The organism is Modicisalibacter sp., from assembly GCF_055145905.1.
This window is the reverse complement of record NZ_JBSREH010000017.1, coordinates 1-16977: the sequence shown is the minus strand read 5'-3', so window position 1 is coordinate 16977 and position 16977 is coordinate 1. Positions and strand designations below refer to the sequence as shown.

At 68.6% G+C, this 16977-nt stretch carries 17 protein-coding genes; 13 read left to right on the top strand and 4 right to left on the bottom strand.

Annotation, left to right across the window (positions count from 1 at the left end; all coding sequences use genetic code 11):
- From ACTCB7_RS06655 to ACTCB7_RS06610, 10 genes are all read left to right on the top strand, one after another.
- A partial coding sequence (locus ACTCB7_RS06655) for an RpnC/YadD family protein (RefSeq protein WP_463006037.1) occupies positions 1-529 on the top strand: 529 nt, incomplete at its 5' end.
- A 205-nt stretch (positions 530-734) separates the two neighbouring features.
- A complete protein-coding gene (locus tag ACTCB7_RS06650) occupies positions 735-1523 on the top strand; it encodes a SapC family protein (protein WP_224416737.1) in 789 nt (262 codons plus the stop codon).
- 93 nt (positions 1524-1616) lie between these two features.
- Positions 1617-1823 (top strand): DUF6447 family protein, encoded by a 207-nt coding sequence (locus ACTCB7_RS06645; RefSeq protein WP_224416738.1) that lies wholly within the window; start codon positions 1617-1619, stop codon positions 1821-1823.
- Positions 1824-2011: 188 nt separating this feature from the next.
- A complete protein-coding gene (locus ACTCB7_RS06640) occupies positions 2012-3559 on the top strand; it encodes a trypsin-like serine protease (RefSeq protein WP_463006036.1) in 1548 nt (515 codons plus the stop codon).
- Between the two features lie 201 nt (positions 3560-3760).
- Entirely contained in the window at positions 3761-4708 is a 948-nt protein-coding gene (locus ACTCB7_RS06635; protein WP_463006035.1) for an Rpn family recombination-promoting nuclease/putative transposase, read from the top strand.
- Positions 4709-4979: 271 nt separating this feature from the next.
- Positions 4980-6050: a dTDP-glucose 4,6-dehydratase gene (rfbB, locus tag ACTCB7_RS06630; protein ID WP_463006034.1), complete on the top strand. Its 1071-nt coding sequence runs from the start codon at positions 4980-4982 to the stop codon at positions 6048-6050.
- Between the two features lie 21 nt (positions 6051-6071).
- Entirely contained in the window at positions 6072-6959 is an 888-nt protein-coding gene (rfbA, locus tag ACTCB7_RS06625) for a glucose-1-phosphate thymidylyltransferase RfbA (protein ID WP_463006033.1), read from the top strand.
- Positions 6956-7501, top strand: coding sequence for a dTDP-4-dehydrorhamnose 3,5-epimerase (rfbC, locus tag ACTCB7_RS06620; RefSeq protein WP_463006032.1), 546 nt, complete (start codon positions 6956-6958; stop codon positions 7499-7501). Before rfbA ends, rfbC begins: the two co-directional genes overlap by 4 nt.
- Positions 7498-8403, top strand: a complete 906-nt coding sequence (gene rfbD / locus ACTCB7_RS06615; protein ID WP_463006031.1) for a dTDP-4-dehydrorhamnose reductase — start codon at positions 7498-7500, stop codon at positions 8401-8403. Before rfbC ends, rfbD begins: the two co-directional genes overlap by 4 nt.
- Positions 8379-9728 (top strand): O-antigen ligase family protein, encoded by a 1350-nt coding sequence (locus tag ACTCB7_RS06610; RefSeq protein ID WP_463006030.1) that lies wholly within the window; start codon positions 8379-8381, stop codon positions 9726-9728. Before rfbD ends, ACTCB7_RS06610 begins: the two co-directional genes overlap by 25 nt.
- On the opposite strand, the gene ACTCB7_RS06605 is transcribed toward ACTCB7_RS06610, so the two are convergent.
- The 4 genes from ACTCB7_RS06605 to ACTCB7_RS06590 all read right to left on the bottom strand — a co-directional run bounded on the left by ACTCB7_RS06605 (position 9707) and on the right by ACTCB7_RS06590 (position 14036).
- Positions 9707-10987 (bottom strand): PIG-L deacetylase family protein, encoded by a 1281-nt coding sequence (locus tag ACTCB7_RS06605; RefSeq protein WP_463006029.1) that lies wholly within the window; start codon positions 10985-10987, stop codon positions 9707-9709. The genes ACTCB7_RS06610 and ACTCB7_RS06605 overlap by 22 nt on opposite strands.
- Positions 10974-12185 carry a glycosyltransferase gene (locus ACTCB7_RS06600; RefSeq protein ID WP_463006028.1) on the bottom strand — a complete coding sequence of 404 codons (1212 nt, stop codon included), beginning with the start codon at positions 12183-12185 and terminating at the stop codon, positions 10974-10976. Before ACTCB7_RS06600 ends, ACTCB7_RS06605 begins: the two co-directional genes overlap by 14 nt.
- 108 nt (positions 12186-12293) lie before the next feature.
- Positions 12294-13073 (bottom strand): 3'(2'),5'-bisphosphate nucleotidase CysQ, encoded by a 780-nt coding sequence (cysQ, locus tag ACTCB7_RS06595; RefSeq protein WP_463006027.1) that lies wholly within the window; start codon positions 13071-13073, stop codon positions 12294-12296.
- Between the two features lie 84 nt (positions 13074-13157).
- Positions 13158-14036 carry a LysR substrate-binding domain-containing protein gene (locus ACTCB7_RS06590; RefSeq protein WP_463006026.1) on the bottom strand — a complete coding sequence of 293 codons (879 nt, stop codon included), beginning with the start codon at positions 14034-14036 and terminating at the stop codon, positions 13158-13160.
- A 123-nt stretch (positions 14037-14159) separates the two neighbouring features.
- Between ACTCB7_RS06590 and ACTCB7_RS06585 the strand changes: the two genes are divergently transcribed.
- The 3 genes from ACTCB7_RS06585 to ACTCB7_RS06575 all read left to right on the top strand — a co-directional run.
- Positions 14160-15602, top strand: coding sequence for an aldehyde dehydrogenase family protein (locus tag ACTCB7_RS06585; RefSeq protein ID WP_224416751.1), 1443 nt, complete (start codon positions 14160-14162; stop codon positions 15600-15602).
- Positions 15603-15626: 24 nt separating this feature from the next.
- Complete coding sequence (locus tag ACTCB7_RS06580; protein ID WP_463006025.1) at positions 15627-16613, top strand: dipeptidase; 987 nt, start codon at positions 15627-15629, stop codon at positions 16611-16613.
- A gap of 48 nt (positions 16614-16661) precedes the next feature.
- Positions 16662-16977 (top strand): BCCT family transporter (locus ACTCB7_RS06575; RefSeq protein WP_463006024.1); only part of this gene is annotated, 316 nt, incomplete at its 3' end.

The following is a 16977-nucleotide window of genomic DNA, read 5'->3' as shown; positions in this document are numbered from 1 at the left end:
GGAACCGCCGGCCTTCCTGCGGGTCTATCAGCCGCACCTGCGTTACTATCTGATCGACGAAGGGCGCTATACTGCCGAGGAACTGGACCGGCGCCAGACCCCGCTGAGCGGCGTATTCCGCATCGAGAACGCATCCGCGAGCCGCGAGGCCCTGCAGCAGGCCGTCGACCGGATCGTGGCGATCATCCAGGCCGATCCCCACAAGGAACGCACGGATGCCATCATCACCCGCTGGTTGAAGCGTCATTTGCAATGGCTGGGGGCCGGCGTCGACCTGGAGCGGCTCAACAGCCTGGTGGAGGATAGAGACATGCTGGCAGAGAATCTGGAGAACTGGGCGAAGAGGGAGCGTCAGGAAGGGCGTCAGGAAGGGCGTCAGGAAGGCGAGCAACTCGGCGCCGAGAAGACGAAGCGACAGACGGCCCGCAACCTCATCCGGCTGGGTGTGCTGACGGACGAGCAGATCGCGGCGGCGACCGGCCTCGCGCTGGCCGAGGTGCATGCCCTGCGTACCCAGGACAGGCACTGAACCTCGACTTTCCCCTGTTTCCGCTTCATTCCCGGTAAGGCGGCAAGGCTCTCGGTGGCTGCTTTATCTCTCATTGTTTTTTGTGTTGCCGGTAAAGTCGGTGCGTATGGCGGCCCGGGCGGCGAAAAGAGGCGCCGGGGCTCGGAATGTGGCTGGTACAATCGGTGTCCGTTTTCCAATCCCTTACGCGCTGATGGAGTCCCTGATGGCGAAATGGACCGCGCTTTCTCGCACGCAACATGGCGAGTCTCGATACCTGCCCCGCCACGGCTACGGCTTCGCCGCCGAGCAGCCGGTGGTGCCGATCCTGCTGGCGGAGCTGAACAAGCTGCTGGCGCAGCATGCGCTGGGCTTCATCAAGCAGGAAGAAAGCTACCAGCCGGTAGCCCTGCTGGGGCTGGACGGCCGCCACAACCTCTACGTGCATCCCGACGGGCGCTGGCTGGGCGGTTACGTGCCGGCCGGGCTGCGCGGCTACCCCTTCACGCTGGCCGCCACCGAGGACGGGCAGCAGGTGCTGTGCGTGGATCAGGCGCATCTGCAGGCGCCCGACGAGGACGGCGAGCCGCTGTTCAACGATGATGGCGAGCTGAGCGAAACGGTCGACCGCACGCTCGCCTTTCTGCAGCAGTGCGAGCGCAATCGTCAGGTGACCCGGGCGGCCGCACGGTCGCTGGGCGACAGCGGCCTGATCGAGCCCTGGCCGCTGCAGGTCGGGCGCGGCGACGACCAGGCGCCGCTCGAGGTGCAGGGGCTGTACCGCATCAACGAAAAAGCCCTGAATGCGCTCGAGGCCGAGGCCTTCGCCGCCCTGCGCGCCCACGGTGCACTGCCGCTGGCCTATGCCCAACTGTTCTCGATGGGCCAGCTCGGCCAGCTTACCGAGCGCGCCCGCTTTCACCAGCAGCTGCAGGCACAGCAGGCGCCTCGCGAACCGGTAGCGTCGTTCTTCGGCGAGGACGACGACGAGCTGACGTTCGATTTCGGGGACTGAGCGGGCCGGGGGTTCTTCGATTTTGTTCAGTAAACGCTTATCATCGCCGAGCGACCCTACGTCTTTCATTCTTTCATGAGGAGCAATCACGCCATGGCGGATACCCAGGACCAGACCATCTCCATCGACGGCGCCGACTACAACCTGGCCGAGCTGTCCGAGAATGCGCGCAACCAGGTGGTCAACCTGCGCGTGACCGACCAGGAGATCGCCCGTCTGCAGCAGCAGCTGGCCATCGCCCAGACGGCCCGCACCGCCTACGCCAATGCGCTGAAGTCGGAGCTGCCGGCCAAGCACTGACGCCGGGCCGCCCGCCCCGTGCCGTCCGGTACGGGGCGGCGCTCTCGGGCTGACGGGCCGCCCCCCCGGGGCGGCCCGATGTGTGTCGGGGGCTTGCCGGGGCGCGACGCCGTCGCCACGGGCGATACAACCCACCTTGCGGCATCACGCCGCCACCAGGGCCGCGAGCCGGCCGTCGGAGAGATGCCATGCCTACAGTCACCCGCTACAACGAGCGTTATGTGTCCCGTCCCAGCGACGGCTACGATGGCGTCGGCGAGGTGCGCGTCGGCGATGTGCTGGGCTCGGGCACCCTGCTGGCCGACGGACGGGCGGTGCTCACCGCCGCGCATGTGGTCGAGGGTGCCACCGACCCCGTCCGGGTCGCCTTCGACGGCCTCGGCGGGCGCTACTGGGCGACGGCCGAGACGCGCTGGGTACACCCGGGCTACGACCCCGGCGCGTTCGGCAATGACCTGGCCCTGCTGTGGCTGGACAACCCGGTGCCGGATGCGATTCCGCGCTATGCGCTGTACCGGGGGGCGGACGAGCTGGGCCATGTCGCCACGCTGGTCGGTTACGGCGCCACGGGGCTGGGGCAGTGGGGCTATTCCGGCCCGGCCGGCGCGCAGCGCTCGCGGGTCGAGAATACCCTGGACGCGACCGGCAGCGAGGTCAGCTCACGGCTGAATGGCGGTGGCTGGGACTCGCCGCCGGGGTCGCAGCTGATCGCCGACTTCGACAGCGGTGAGGCGCGCTACGATACCCTCGGCCGCCTGCTGGGCCAGAGCGATACCGGCCTGGGGACGACCGAGGGAGTGATCGCCCCCGGCGACAGCGGCGGGCCGGCCTTCATCGACGGCCGGGTGGCGGGCGTGGCCAGCTACCTGACGCACCTGGCCGATGGCCGGGGGCAGCTGCTGGACAGCACCCTCGGGGTCGATGGCAGTTTCGGCGAGTTGGCCGCCTGGCAGCGGGTGAGCCATTACCAGGACTGGATCGACGCCACCCTGGCCACGGTGGGCAGTTCGCTGACGGCGAGCACGCCGGAGGCGCCGGCGCTCGGCGGGACCGGCGAGCGGGTGACGGGCGGCCCGGGCGACGACACGCTGGTCGGCGGTGACGGCAACGACCGGCTGACCGGCGGGGCGGGCGACGACCACCTGGACGGCGGCGGGGGCGTCGATATCGTGCGCTTCGACATGACCGCCGATACCGTCGCGCTGACGCACCCTTCGGATGGCACGCTGGTGGTGACCGAGGCGGATGGCAGTCGGGATACGCTGGAGAATATCGAGCTGCTGCGCTTCGACGACCGCGTGGTGCTGGCGAGCCCGCCCGAGCTGGATTCGGCCTCATCGATGCCCTTCGATGCGGGGCTCTATCTCGAGACCAACCCCGATGTGGCCGCCGCCGCAGCGGCGGGGGTGATCGGCCCTCTCGCGCACTATCAGCAATACGGCGCCGGCGAGGGGCGCGATCCCAACGCCCTGTTCGACGAGCGGGGCTATCGCGCGGCCAATCCGGATGTCGACGCGGCAATCCAGCGCGGTGATCAGGACAGCGGCTATCAGCACTATCTGACCTGGGGGTGGAAGGAGGGGCGCGCGCCCTCGGCCTGGTTCGACAGCCGGGCCTATCTGGCCGACAACCCGGATGTGGCCGCGGCCGGGGTCGAGCCGCTGGGTCACTACCTGCAGTACGGCTACTCGGAAGGACGGGTGATCGTGCCCGACGATGAGGGGCTGTGGGGATGAGAGAGGAGCCGGGTCCATCGCCGACTCGCGGTACCGCTTAAGTAAAAGGAAGAACACTCACCCGCCAGGCGATTCACCCTGGGAGGCGCCGATGAGCCAAGGGGCCGGTCTGGTGCGAGACGCTGCCGCTGCAGCCGCTAAAGAAACCCGTTCGACTGACCCACGATATGGCAGACCGGACCCATCGACAGGGGAGCGCGCATGACCAGCAGCCATCACGATACCGGCTACAAGGAGCTGTTCAGCTATCCCGAGTTCGTCCAGCAGCTGATCGAGGGCTTCGCACCCGGCGAGATCGCCGGGCTGATGGACTTCTCGACGCTGAAGAACCACAGCGGCAACTACATCACACCGCTGTTCGAGGAGAAGTTCGAGGATGTGGTGTGGTCGGTGGAGATCACCTGGCAGGGCATCACCCAGCGGGTCTTCCTGTATATCCTGCTCGAGTTCCAGTCGTCGGTGGATCGCACCATGCCGATCCGGCTGATGCACTATGTGGCCTGCTTCTACGATCACCTGCTCAAGACCCAGGTCACCACGCCGGGCAACGGCTTGCCGCCGGTGCTGCCCATCGTGCTCTACAATGGCTCGGAACGCTGGACCGCCCGGCAGGACGTGTACGACATGGTACAGCCGGAACCCCCGACGTTCCTGCGAGTCTATCAGCCACACCTGCGGTACTATCTGATCGATGAAGGGCGCTACACTGACGAAGAACTGAGAATACGCCAGACCCCGCTGAGCGGCGTATTCAGCATCGAGAATGCGTCCGTGAGCCGCGAGGCCCTGCAACAGGCCGTTAACCGGGTGGTGGCGATCATCCAGGCCGATCCCCGGAAGGACCGCATCGACGCGATCATCACTCGCTGGCTAAAGCGTCACCTGCAGCGGCTCGGGGCCGAGGTCAACCTGGAGCAGCTCAACAGTTTGGTGGAGGACAAAGATATGTTGGCAGAGAATCTTGAAAATTGGGCGCAGAAAGAGCGTCAGGTAGGACGCGAGGAAGCTGAGAAGCGTGCTTTGGAAGAAAAGCGTACTACTGTCCGTCACCTGCTGGCCTTCGGTGTGCTCAGTGACGAGCAGATTGCCGAGGCCACCGGTCTAGCGGTGGCTGACGTTCAAGCGTTGCGCATCGCAGATAAACATTAGTCCAGCCTTGTCTCCGCCTGATGAACAACATAAAGGGCAGTGAATCGCCCCGGGTTTTCTAGACACCGGTCAGGGTCTTGAGTGTGGCCTTTTCAGCGGACGTCAAGCTGTCTTTCACGCCGAAGGGTGGGCGATCGTGCCCGCCGATGAGGGGCTGTGGGGGTGAGCATCGAGTGCGGGAAACCTTGACGCCAGCGGGTATGCCTCGCCTTTCCTCGGGTTGGCCTTGTCCGTAGACTAGAGCGGTTTTTTCACAGCAACGGACGCCGCAATGAAGATTCTGGTAACAGGGGGCGCTGGCTTCATCGGGTCGGCGGTGATTCGCCACCTGATCGCCGACACCGACCACGCCGTGGTCAACGTGGACAAGTTGACCTACGCCGGGAACCTGGCCTCGCTGGGCGAGGCTGCGCAGAGCGATCGCTACGCCTTCGAGCAGGTCGATATCGGCGACGCCGACGCCCTGCGCGAGGTATTCGAGCGCCACGCGCCCGATGCGGTGATGCATCTGGCCGCGGAGTCCCATGTCGACCGGTCCATTCATGGCCCGGCGGACTTCATCCAGACCAACCTGGTGGGCACCGGGGTACTGCTTGAGGTGGCGCGCAGCTACCATGAGAACCTGCCGGTCGAGCGGCGCGCGGCGTTTCGCTTTCACCACGTCTCCACCGACGAGGTCTACGGCGATCTCGAGGGGCCGGAGGGGCTGTTCACCGAGGACACGCCCTACGCGCCCAGTTCGCCCTATTCGGCCAGCAAGGCCGGCTCGGACCACCTGGTGCGCGCCTGGCACCGCACCTTCGGCCTGCCGGTGCTGGTCACCAACTGCTCCAACAATTACGGCCCCTGTCACTTCCCCGAGAAGCTGATCCCGCTGATCATCCTCAACGCCCGCGCGGGCAAGCCGCTGCCGGTCTACGGCGACGGCAGCCAGGTGCGCGACTGGCTGTACGTGGAGGACCACGCCCGGGCGCTGGTCACGGTGCTCGAGTCCGGCACGGTGGGCGAGACCTACAACATCGGCGGCCACAACGAGCACCGCAATCTCGAGGTGGTCGAGCGCATCTGCGCGCTGCTCGAGGAGCTTGCTCCCGAGCATCCCGACGGCGTGGCGCGCTACGCGGACCTGATCACCTACGTGAAGGACCGGCCGGGGCACGACCTGCGCTATGCCATCGACGCCGGCAAGATCGAGCGCGAGCTGGGTTGGCGCCCGCGGGAGACGTTCGAGTCCGGGCTGCGCAAGACGGTACAGTGGTACCTGGACAACGACGCCTGGGTCGAGGGCGTGACCAGCGGGGCCTACCGCGAGTGGACTTCCCACCATTACGGAATGGATTGAAACGAGTCAGGAACCGACGCCATGAAGCGCAAGGGCATTATTCTCGCCGGCGGGTCCGGCACACGACTGCATCCGGTGACGCTGTCGATCTCCAAGCAGCTGCTGCCGGTCTACGACAAGCCGATGATCTACTATCCGCTGGCCACACTGATGCTGGCGGGCATCGACGAGATTCTGATCATCTCCACGCCTCAGGACACCCCGCGCTTCCAGCATCTGCTGGGCGACGGCAGCCACTGGGGCATCTCGCTGAGCTATGCGGTGCAGCCCTCGCCGGACGGCCTGGCCCAGGCGTTCATCATCGCCGAGGACTTCCTCGACGGCGCGCCGAGCTGCCTGGTGCTGGGCGACAACATCTTCTATGGCCACGACTTCCAGCCGCTGCTGCAAAGCGCCATGACCCGGGAGCAGGGCGCCAGCGTGTTCGCCTACCATGTCCATGATCCGGAACGCTACGGCGTGGTCGACTTCGACGCCGAGGGGCGTGCGACCTCGCTGGAGGAGAAGCCCGCCGAGCCGAAATCGCCGTTCGCGGTGACCGGGCTCTACTTCTACGACGCCGACGTGGTCGAGATGGCCAAGTCCCTGGAGCCCTCGGCCCGCGGCGAGCTGGAGATCACCGACATCAACCGCCTGTATCTCGAGCGCGGCGATCTCAATGTCGAGATCATGGGCCGCGGCTTCGCCTGGCTGGACACCGGCACCCACGAGTCGCTGATGGAGGCGTCCAACTTCATCGCCACCATCGAGCATCGCCAGGGGTTGAAGGCGTGCTGCCCCGAGGAAATCGCCTGGCGCCACGGCTGGATCGACGACGACCAGTTGCTGGCCCTGGCCGAGCCGCTGGCCAAGAGCGGCTACGGCAAGTTCCTTCAGCGTTTGCTCAACGAGAAGGGAGGGCCGGCATGAAGGCGATCGCCACCGACCTGCCCGAGGTCGTGATCCTGGAGCCGAAGGTGTTCGGCGATTCCCGCGGCTTCTTCATGGAGAGCTTCAACCGGCGCGCCTTCGAGGCGGCCACCGGCTGCGAGCGCGACTTCGTCCAGGACAACCATTCCCGCTCCCGCCAGGGGGTGCTGCGCGGCCTGCACTATCAGCTGGAGCAGCCTCAGGGAAAGCTGGTGCGGGTGACCCACGGCCGCGTCTACGATGTCGCCGTCGACCTGCGGCGCTCCTCGCCCAACTTCGGCCGCTGGGTCGGGGTGGAGCTGTCCGCCGACAACCATCGTCAGCTGTGGGTCCCGGAGGGCTTCGGTCACGGTTTCGTGGTGCTCTCCGAGAGCGCCGACTTCCTCTACAAGACCACCGACTACTACCACCCGGCCTCGGAGCGCTGCATCCGCTACGACGACCCCGAGCTGGGCATCGACTGGCCGGCGGTTCCCGACCTGACGCTGTCCGACAAGGACCTGGCCGGGGCGGCCTTCCGCGAGGCGGAGGTCTTTGCATGAGCGAGACGACGCCGGATTACCTGATCCTGGGGGCGAACGGCCAGGTGGGGCGCGAACTGGAGCGCGCCCTGCAGCCGTTCGGCCGCGGCGTGGCGCTGACTCGCCGCGACGGCGACCTGGCCGAGCCGGGGGCGGTGGCCGCGGCGGTAGCGCGATACGCACCGACCGTGGTGGTCAACGCGGCGGCCTACACCGCCGTGGATCGCGCCGAGAGCGAGCCGGCGCTGGCCCGGCGCATCAATGCCGAGGCGGTGGCGGAGCTGGCGACGGCCTGTGCCGAGCGGGATATTCCCCTGGTGCACTACTCCACGGACTACGTCTTCGCCGGCGAGGGCGAGACGCCGTATCGCCCCGGGGACGCGACCGCGCCGCGCTCCGTCTACGGGCGCACCAAGCGCGAGGGCGAGGAGGCCATCGCCGCTGCCGGTACCCGGGCGCTGGTGCTGCGCACCAGCTGGGTCTATGCCGCCCACGGGCACAATTTCGTCCGGACCATGCTGCGCCTGGCCGCCGAGCGCGATCAGCTGCGCGTCATCGACGATCAGGTCGGTGCCCCCACCTGGGCGGCCACCATCGCCGACGTGACGGCGCTGGCCCTGCACGCCTGGCGGCGCGAGGGCTGGTCGCCGGGCATGGCGGGTACCCATCACCTGGCTGCGGCGGGCGCGACCAGCTGGCACGGCTTCGCCGAGGCGATCTTCGAGGAGGCGGTAGCGCTGGGGCTGCTCGATGCCGACCGGCGTCCGAGCGTCGAGGCGATCGCCTCCCGCGAGTATCCGCAGCCGGCACCGCGGCCCGGCAACTCGCGGCTGGACACGACCTCGTTGCGCGAGACCTTCGGGGTGGCGTTGCCGCCCTGGCGGGAGTCGCTGCGCAGTTGTCTGCGGGCGTTGATGCCGTGATGGGGGCCTGCCCGGGCTGGGAAGCCCCGACGGCCTGGCGTTGTCCTCGCGGATTATGGATCGCCGGCTGTCTCTCGCTGGTGCTGTATGCGGCCCTGGGCGTGCTGTGGAGCGACGTGGGCGGCGATGCCGGCACGCTGACCGCGGCGCTGGGGCTGATCGCTGTGCTGACCTACGGTGGTGAAATGCGCCGCTCCGCGGCGCTGTGGCTGTTGCTGGCGGTGATCGTCGTGCAGGTGCTGTCCTGGACGCTGGGCTATTTCCATCACCCGCAGTGGGTGACGCGCAATCCGGAGGTGGACCGGCTGGCCAAGCTGTTCATCTTCATCGCCGTGGCCTGGTGGCTGGGTGGCAGCACGCGCAACACGCTGCGGCTCTGGGCGCTGGCGCTGGCGGGGTTTCTCGTCGCCACGCTGGTGCTCGGCGGCCCGCAGGAGTGGTGGCAGGGCCTGCACGGCCAGCGCATCGGCTTCGGCATCCGCAACAACCAGCACGGCTCCATGCTGTTCGGCGTGGCGCTGCTGGGCTGGGTGATCTTCGCGCGCCGCGTGATGCGCCCGCGGGAGGTCTGGGTGGCCTGGCGGGTCGGGCTGTGGGGTCTGGTGCTGGCGATGTGCCTGACCGGCATCGCCATCGGCCAGACCCGCGCCGTCTGGCTGGCGCTGGCCGTGTCGCTGCCGCTGGCGGGGCTGGCGGCCCTGGTGGTGGTGCGCCGCTACGGGGCCGGGCGTTCCCTGCGCCGGCCGCTGCTGCTGACCCTGGGCGCCGGCGTGCTGCTGGTCACCCTGGCCGTGGCGCTGTTCGGCGATACCCTGGCCGAGCGGGTCACCACCGAGTCCGGGGTGATCGCGCAGCTGATGCAGGGGAATCTGGAGCAGGTGCCGTATACCAGCATCGGCATCCGCATCCACAGCTGGATGGCGGCCCTGCAGTGGATCGCCGAGCGCCCGCTGGTCGGCTGGGGCGGCGAGGGGCGCAGCCTGGTGATCGACCACACGCCGTGGCTGCCGGACTTCGTCAAGGCCGACTTCGGCCATCTGCACAACTTCTTCATTGAAGTCTGGGTCGCCTATGGTCTGCTGGGCGTGGCGGTCATCGCCGCCCTGGCGGCGTGGATCGGTCGCGGCACCTGGCTGGCCTGGCGCGGTAGTGCCATGCCCGGCGATGTTGCGCTGTTCGGCGCGGCCTTCTTCGTCTACTGGGTGATCGTCAACCAGTTCGAGTCCTACGATTCCTTCTGGACCGGGGTCTATGTGCACAACCTGGTGGTCGGCGGCCTGGTGACGCACTACTGGCGCTGGCGCTATGGCTCCCGCGGTGCCTGAAGCCCGCTCACGAACGCCTCTCCGGTCACCTCGACGAAGACCTCCTGCGCGCGGACATGGCTGCGAAAGTAGTCATGGCCGCCGTAGCGGGGGCCGCGCGTGCCGGCGAGGGTCTCCCGCCACCGACGCTTCAGGCGCTTGATCGGCCCCGGATGGCCGCGCAGGTCGTGCATGGTGTCCAGGCTCAGGGCCTTCTCGCGCTGGAGATCCGGGCCGAGCGCTTCGCTGTGAAAGCGCCAGCGGCCCAGTGCCGAGTGGGTGCCCGCATGGGGCCAGATCGTGGCGCCGGCATGCGCCGGACCGAGGGGGAAGCCCCTGTGGCCGCGCAGGTGGTTGGCGTAGAGCAGCACCCGTTGCGGGGTGTGGCCGGTGTGCTGCAGCGCCCGGGCGATGGCCCGGGCCGCGGCGATGTGATCCCGGTGGGGGTCGACTTCGGGGTGGGTCACCACCACCGTGGCGGGGCGGATGTGCTCGACCAGGAAGGCGAGGTCGGCCAGCAGGGGGGCGCCGTGGTTGGCGGCGGCGTCGCCGGGCAGGGCCAGCCGGTTCCAGCGTCGAAAGTCCGAGGGGGAAAGGCCGTCCTCGACGGTGGTCACCGCCTTATGCCCGGCGTCGAGCAGCGGCCCGAGCATGTCGTTGCGGTAGCCCAGCATGACCAGGCGCTCCTGGGGGATGCCGGCCAGTTGCGGGGTGGTGGCGCTGTTCCAGGCGCGGATCAGCCCCTTGCGCCGGCGGGCGGCGGCCAGCGAGGTGTCCAGCCCGGCGAGGTACTGCCGGTCCAGGCGCTTGAGGGTCTCGCCGGCGCTCAGGGTGACGATCCAGGTGTGCTCGGCCAGGCGGCGATAGAGGCCGTAGCCGGCGAGTTCGGCGTCGTCCGGATGCGGTGCGACGAACAGCACCGGGCCACGGGTCAAATCGGGCTTGGCGAAGCCGTGCAGCACGGCCCGCTCGCCGAGTCGGCAGTGGGCGGCGATCACGCGCAGCGCGTCCCAGGTCGTGATGCCGGTCAGGTTCAGCCAGCGGCGCCCCGCGACCTTGCGCTCCAGGTAATGCGTGACCGCCTGACCCGCCGGGGAAGCGAGCGTCACCCGGGGCTGGCGCAGGCCCCGGCGCGGCCGGTAGTCGACCTCCAGCAGCCAGCTCCATTCGGCGGGGGCATCGGGGAGCCCGGCCGGCAGCGTCAGGCTGCCGTCGGCCGCCAGGCTGATCTCGACGCGGCGGTCGGCCTCGAACGGGTAGACGTCGTCACGCCGGCGCATGGGTAGGGCCGTCGTCGGCGGGATTCTCGAGGCGGGCATCGCCGAGCAGGCCGAGAAAGGCCTCGGCGACCCGGGGCTCGTCGAAGCGTTCCGCCCAGGCCGGGTCCACCGTCACCGGGTGCGTCCACGCCTCGCGCAGCTTCTCGGCCAGCCCCTCGACGCTGGGCTCGGCGATCAGGCGGGCCTGCTCGCCGGTCAGCACCTCGCGGATGCCGCCCGGCACGTCGGCGGCGACGCACTGGGTGCCCAGCGCCAGCGCCTCGATCAGCACCAGCCCGAGCCCCTCCATGCGCGAGCTGAGCGCGAAGGCGTTGGCCCGGGCGACCCACGGGTAGGGGTTGGCCTGCTGGCCGAGAAAGTGGACGCGCTCGGCGATGCCTAGCGCCTCGCAGCGCCGGGTCAACGCCTGGCGCCGGTCGCCGTCGCCGATGATGACCAGCGACAGCGGCAGGTCGGCCGCGGCGAAGGCCTCGAGCAGCAGCGCCTGGTTCTTGACCGAGGACAGCCGGCCGACGTGGACCAGGTAGGGGGTCGGCGGCGCCTCCGGCAACGGCGCCCGGGCGAGCTCGCGGATGCGCTCCAGCGGCACGGGATTGGTGAGGGTCCGCCGCTGGGCCGGCACCACGCCGTGACGCGCGAGCGTGGCGTCGAGCACGGCGCCGATGCCCTCGGAGACGCTGATCACACGCTTGCCCGCGTAGAGCTTGCGATACAGCCAGCCGGCCAGCGGGCTCTTCTCGGGGCCGGAGACCGGCCCCTCCACCACCTGCCAGCAGCGCGGGTCGTGAACGTCCCAGAGCAGCTCGAAGGCGCCCTGGCCGCGGATGACGATCAGGTCGAAGGCACCGTGTGTGGCCTCCAGGTCCGCCAGATGGCGCCGGAAGCCCCGGCTGACCGTGCGCCCCGTCCACACGAAGCCGGAACCCGGCAGCAGCGGCTTGAGCAGCACCCGCGAGGCCAGGTGCCGGGCCAGGCCGGCCGGCGTGCGTCGCGCGGCGCGCTCGAAGTCGACGCAGTGCAGGTGCACGCCGTCGGGCACCGTCAGCTCCGGGGTGCCCTTGAGCACCAGCAGGTGAACCTCGTGGCCGCCGGCCAGCAGGCCGCTGGCCAGGCTCAGCGAGGCCTTCTGGATGCCGCCCATGTTGAGCCGGCGCACGATGATGAGAACGCGCCTTCCGGCGTCGCGGGGAAGCGTCATGGTCGAGGGGCTGCCGAGGTCATGAATGACGATGCTCGCGGTGGTCGCACCGGGAATGCCGGGAGCGAAAGGGTAGCGTGAACGCCTCCGGCCCCACAACCGGGCGCGTCATTCCCGGTTGCCCCACACGATGAAGTGGGGGTTACGCGTCTCGCCGGGGGTGGCATAGCTCAGCGGTTCGCCCTGCAGGGTTTCCACGCGGCCGCCGGCCTGCTCGACCACCGCCTGGGCGGCGCCGGTGTCCCACAGGCAGGTGGGCCCCAGCCGCGGGTAGACGTCGGCGGCCCCTTCGGCGACCAGACAGAGCTTCAGCGAGCTGCCCATCGTCACCAGCTCGTGGGGGCCGAGCGCGTCCAGCCAGGCGGCCGTCTCGGCGCTCGGGTGCGAGCGGCTGCCCACTACGCGCCACGGCGTGCCCGGTGCCGGGGCGCCCGACACGCGAATGGCGCGGCGTTCGCCGTCCTCGCCCACCTTGAAGCCCCCGACGCCCTCGGCGGCCAGGTAGCTGACGCCGAGCGCGGGGGCGACGACCACGCCGAGCACCGGGCGGCCCTGTTCGATCAGCGCGATGTTGACGGTGAACTCGCCGTTGCGCTTGATGAACTCCTTGGTGCCGTCCAGCGGGTCCACCAGCCAGTAGCGTCCCTGAGCGTCATTGCCGGTAAAGCCTTCCACGTCTTCCTCGGAAAGCACGGGAATGTCTTCAGGCAGGGCCTTCAGTCCGGCGATGATGATGTCGTGGGCGGCCTTGTCGGCTTCGGTCAGCGGGCTCTTGTCGTGCTTTTCCTCGACGCTGAACTCGCGGGCGTAGACGGCCAGGATGGCGTTGCCGGCGTCGAGGGCGATGCGTTCAGCGTGGTTAAGCAGGTTGACAAGGTCAAATGACATGGCGGTCTCGGAAAACGTGAACATGGCGGCAGTATGCCCTCTTGGGCCTGGCCGGGCGCAAGCGCGATGGGACGGCGATGAAGCTCAGCCCTGTCCCAGCGCCTCGAAGATCAGTTCGGCCATGGCCTGCGCCGCCGGCGACAGGCTGCGCCGGGCCGGTTGCAGCAGGCCGATCTCGCGCTCGACCCGGGGCTCGCTCAGTGGGATGAAGCACAGGTGGCGGTGCTCCTCCGGGAAGGCGAGCCGGGGCAGGGTGGTCACGCCGATGCCGGCGTCGAGCATGGCGGTCAGCGAGATCATGTTGGAGATGAAGAAGGCGCTCTGCTCGAGCAGCGGCGCGGCCTCGGTGCCCTCGAGCAGACGCGAGGTGCCGTTGCGGATCAGGCGCTCGCCCTGCAGCTCCTGCCAGTTCAGGGTCTCGCGCCCGGCAAGGCGGTGATCGTCGCGGCAGACCACGCCCACGGCATCGTGCATCAGCGGCGCGAACGACAGGCGTTCGTCGTGCTGCCACAGGCTGGTCAGGGCTAGGTCGACCTCGCCGCGGCTGACCAGTTCGCGAACGAAGTCGGCGTTGCCGTCGTGCAGGCTGATGTGCAGGCCGGGATGGGCGGCGGCGAAGTCGGCGAGCAGGGCGGGCATCAGGCGGCTGGCCACCGAGGGCACGGCGGCGATGTCGACATGACCGGCGCGGCGCTCGACCCGGCTGACGATGTCGCGGCTCAGCCGGTCGTGCTGGGTCAGCAGCTCGCGGAAGCGGGGCACACAGTAGGCGCCGAACGGGGTGAGCCGTGACTTGCCGGCCTTCTCGAACAGGGGCTCGCCGAGGCGCTGTTCGAGTTCCTTGATGGCCATCGACAGCGCCGGCTGGCTGCGGTGAAGCCGGCGGGCGGCGGCATGAAAGCCGCCCTCGTCGACGACGGCCACCACATAGCGCAGGGGCTGGATCTTGAGCTCGGGGAGCATGGGAATCTCCGGGCAGGTTGCTCTTCCTGATGATAAGACTATCTTACCATTTTATCTTTATTATTGATTATCTTTATCCAAATGGCTCGCCTAGGCTGACGGCATGTTTTCCAGGAGGTGACCATGTCGGACGTTCATTCCCTCTACATCGATGGTGCCTGGGTCGAGGGCGCCACGCGCCTGACCAACACCAGCCCTTCCGATACCTCGGACGTGATCGGCGAGTTCGCCCAGGCGAGCGTCGAGCAGGTGGGGCAGGCGATCCAGGCTGCCCGGCGCGGTGCCCGCGAATGGGCCGCCAGCGAGCTCGAGACCCGCTACCGCATACTGATGGCGATCGGCGACGAGCTGATCGCGCGCAAGGACGAGCTGGGCCGCCTGCTGTCCCGCGAGGAGGGCAAGCCGCTGGCCGAGGGCGCCGGCGAGGTCTATCGCTCCGGCCAGTTCTTCCACTACTACGCCGCCGAGGTGCTGCGCCAGATCGACGAGCGGGTGGCCTCCGTGCGCCCGGGCATCGAGATCGACACCCGGCGCGAGCCGGTCGGCGTGGTGGGCATCATCAGCCCGTGGAACTTCCCCATGGCCACCGCGGTGTGGAAGATCGCCCCGGCGCTGGCGTTCGGCAATGCCGTGATCTTCAAGCCGGCCAACCTGGTGCCGGCCAGCGCCTGGGCGCTGACCGAGATCATCAGCCGCCAGGCGCTGCCGGCGGGCACCTTCAACCTGCTGATGGGCAGCGGCTCGAGCGTCGGCGACGCGCTGATCGCCAGCCCCGAGGTGGATGCGGTGAGCTTCACCGGCTCGCTGGAGGTGGGGCGCCGGGTCGCCGCGGCGACCGCCGGCAACCTGGTCAAGTGCCAGCTCGAGATGGGCTCCAAGAACGCCCTGATCGTCGCCGACGATGCCGACCTGGACCTGGCCGTCGAGGCGGCGTTCGCCGGGGCCTATTCCGGCACCGGCCAGAAGTGCACGGCGTCGTCGCGGCTGATCGTCACCGAGGCGGTGCACGATGCCTTCGTCGAGAAGCTGGTCGCCCGGCTGCGCGAGGCGCGGGTCGGCCATGCGCTGGACGCGAACACCCAGATCGGCCCGGTGGTGGATGCCCGCCAGCTCGAGTCCAACCTGGCCTGGATCGAGCGGGGCAAGGCGGACGGCGCGACGCTGGCCTTCGGCGGCGAACGCCTGAGCGCCGAGACCGAGGGCTACTACCTGGCGCCGACGCTGTTCGTCGATACCCGCAACGACATGGCGATCAACCGCGAGGAGGTGTTCGGGCCGATCGCCTGCGTGATCAAGGTCCGCGACTACGAGGAGGCGCTCGCCACCCTCAACGACACCCGCTACGGGCTGACCGCCGGCATCATCACCGACTCGCTGCATCTGGCCAGCGACTTCAAGGCGCGCGCCGAGACCGGCTGCGTGATGGTCAACCTGGCCACCGCGGGCACGGACTATCACGTGCCGTTCGGCGGTCGCAAGGACTCCAGCTTCGGCCCGCGCGAGCAGGGGCGCTACGCACGCGAGTTCTACACCGTGGTCAAGACCTGCTACGTCAAGGCCCACTGAGCCAAGGCCCGAGGAGAGCGCGTCATGTCTCAAGAGATGCTGATCGTCGACGGCCTGCAGTATTCCAACTGGTCGCGCGAGATCTTCGAGCAGATGCACGAGGGCGGCGTCGATGCCGTCCACGCCACCCTGGCGTACCACGAGACCACGCGCGATACGCTGTCGCGTTTCGGCGAGTGGAACCGGCGCTTCGAGGCGCATCATGACCTGATCATGCCGGTGCGCGAGCCCGCCGATATCCAGCGCGCCCGCGAGGCCGGCAAGGTGGGCATCCTGCTGGGCGCGCAGAACTGCTCGCCGATCGAGGACGACATCGACATGGTCGCGGTGATGCGCGACCTGGGGCTGCTGATCATGCAGCTCACCTACAATAACCAGAGCCTGCTGGCCTGCGGCTGCTACGAGGCCGAGGACAGCGGCATCACCCGCTTCGGGCGCCAGGTGATCCGCGAGATGAACCGCGTCGGCATGGTGATCGACATGTCGCACAGCGCCGAGCGCTCGACCCTGGAAGCGGTCGAGCTCTCCGAGCGCCCGGTGATCATCTCGCACGCCAATCCCAGCAGCTTTTATCCCGCCAAGCGCAACAAGTCGGACCGGGTGCTGTCGGCGATCGCCGAGTCGGGCGGGCTGCTCGGCTTCTCGGTCTACCCCTTTCATCTCAAGGACGGCGCCGACTGCACCCTGGAAATGTTCTGCGACATGGTGGCCCGCACCGTCGACCTGATGGGCATCGAGCACGTCGGCATCGGCACCGATCTGTGCCAGGCGCAGCCGACCTCGGTGCTCGAGTGGATGCGCAACGGCCGCTGGTCGAAGACCATGGACTACGGCGAGGGCAGCCAGGCCAACGCCGGCTGGCCGCGACCGCTGCCGTGGCTGCGCGACAACCGCGACTTCCCGCGGCTGGTCGAGGGACTGCGCCGGCGCGGCTTCGATGACGCCGCCGTAGCGCGCATCATGGGACGCAACTGGGTGGACGTGCTGGAGCGAGCGGCCACGCCGCGCTGAGTGTCCTCAATCATCATCCCCTTCCAACAAACCACAACGGGGTATGTCATGTCTCACGCCAAGCTCTCCACTGCGCCGGCCTCCACGGCCGGCGCCCGCTGGGGGGACCCGCTGGTTCTGAGTCTCACCGTCGGGTTCATCCTGGTCTTCTGCATCCTGTCGCTGATCGATGTCGATATGGTCGCGAACGCGATCGGCGTCGGCTTTGCCTGGACGGCCCGCACGCTCGGTGCCTACTTCCAGCTGTTGCTGCTGCTGACCTTCTTCATCGCCATCGGCCTGGCGGCCACTCCCGCCGCCAAGGCGCGCATCGGCGATCTCGCCGTCCCCGAGATGAGTACCTTCAAGTGGCTGTCGATCATCC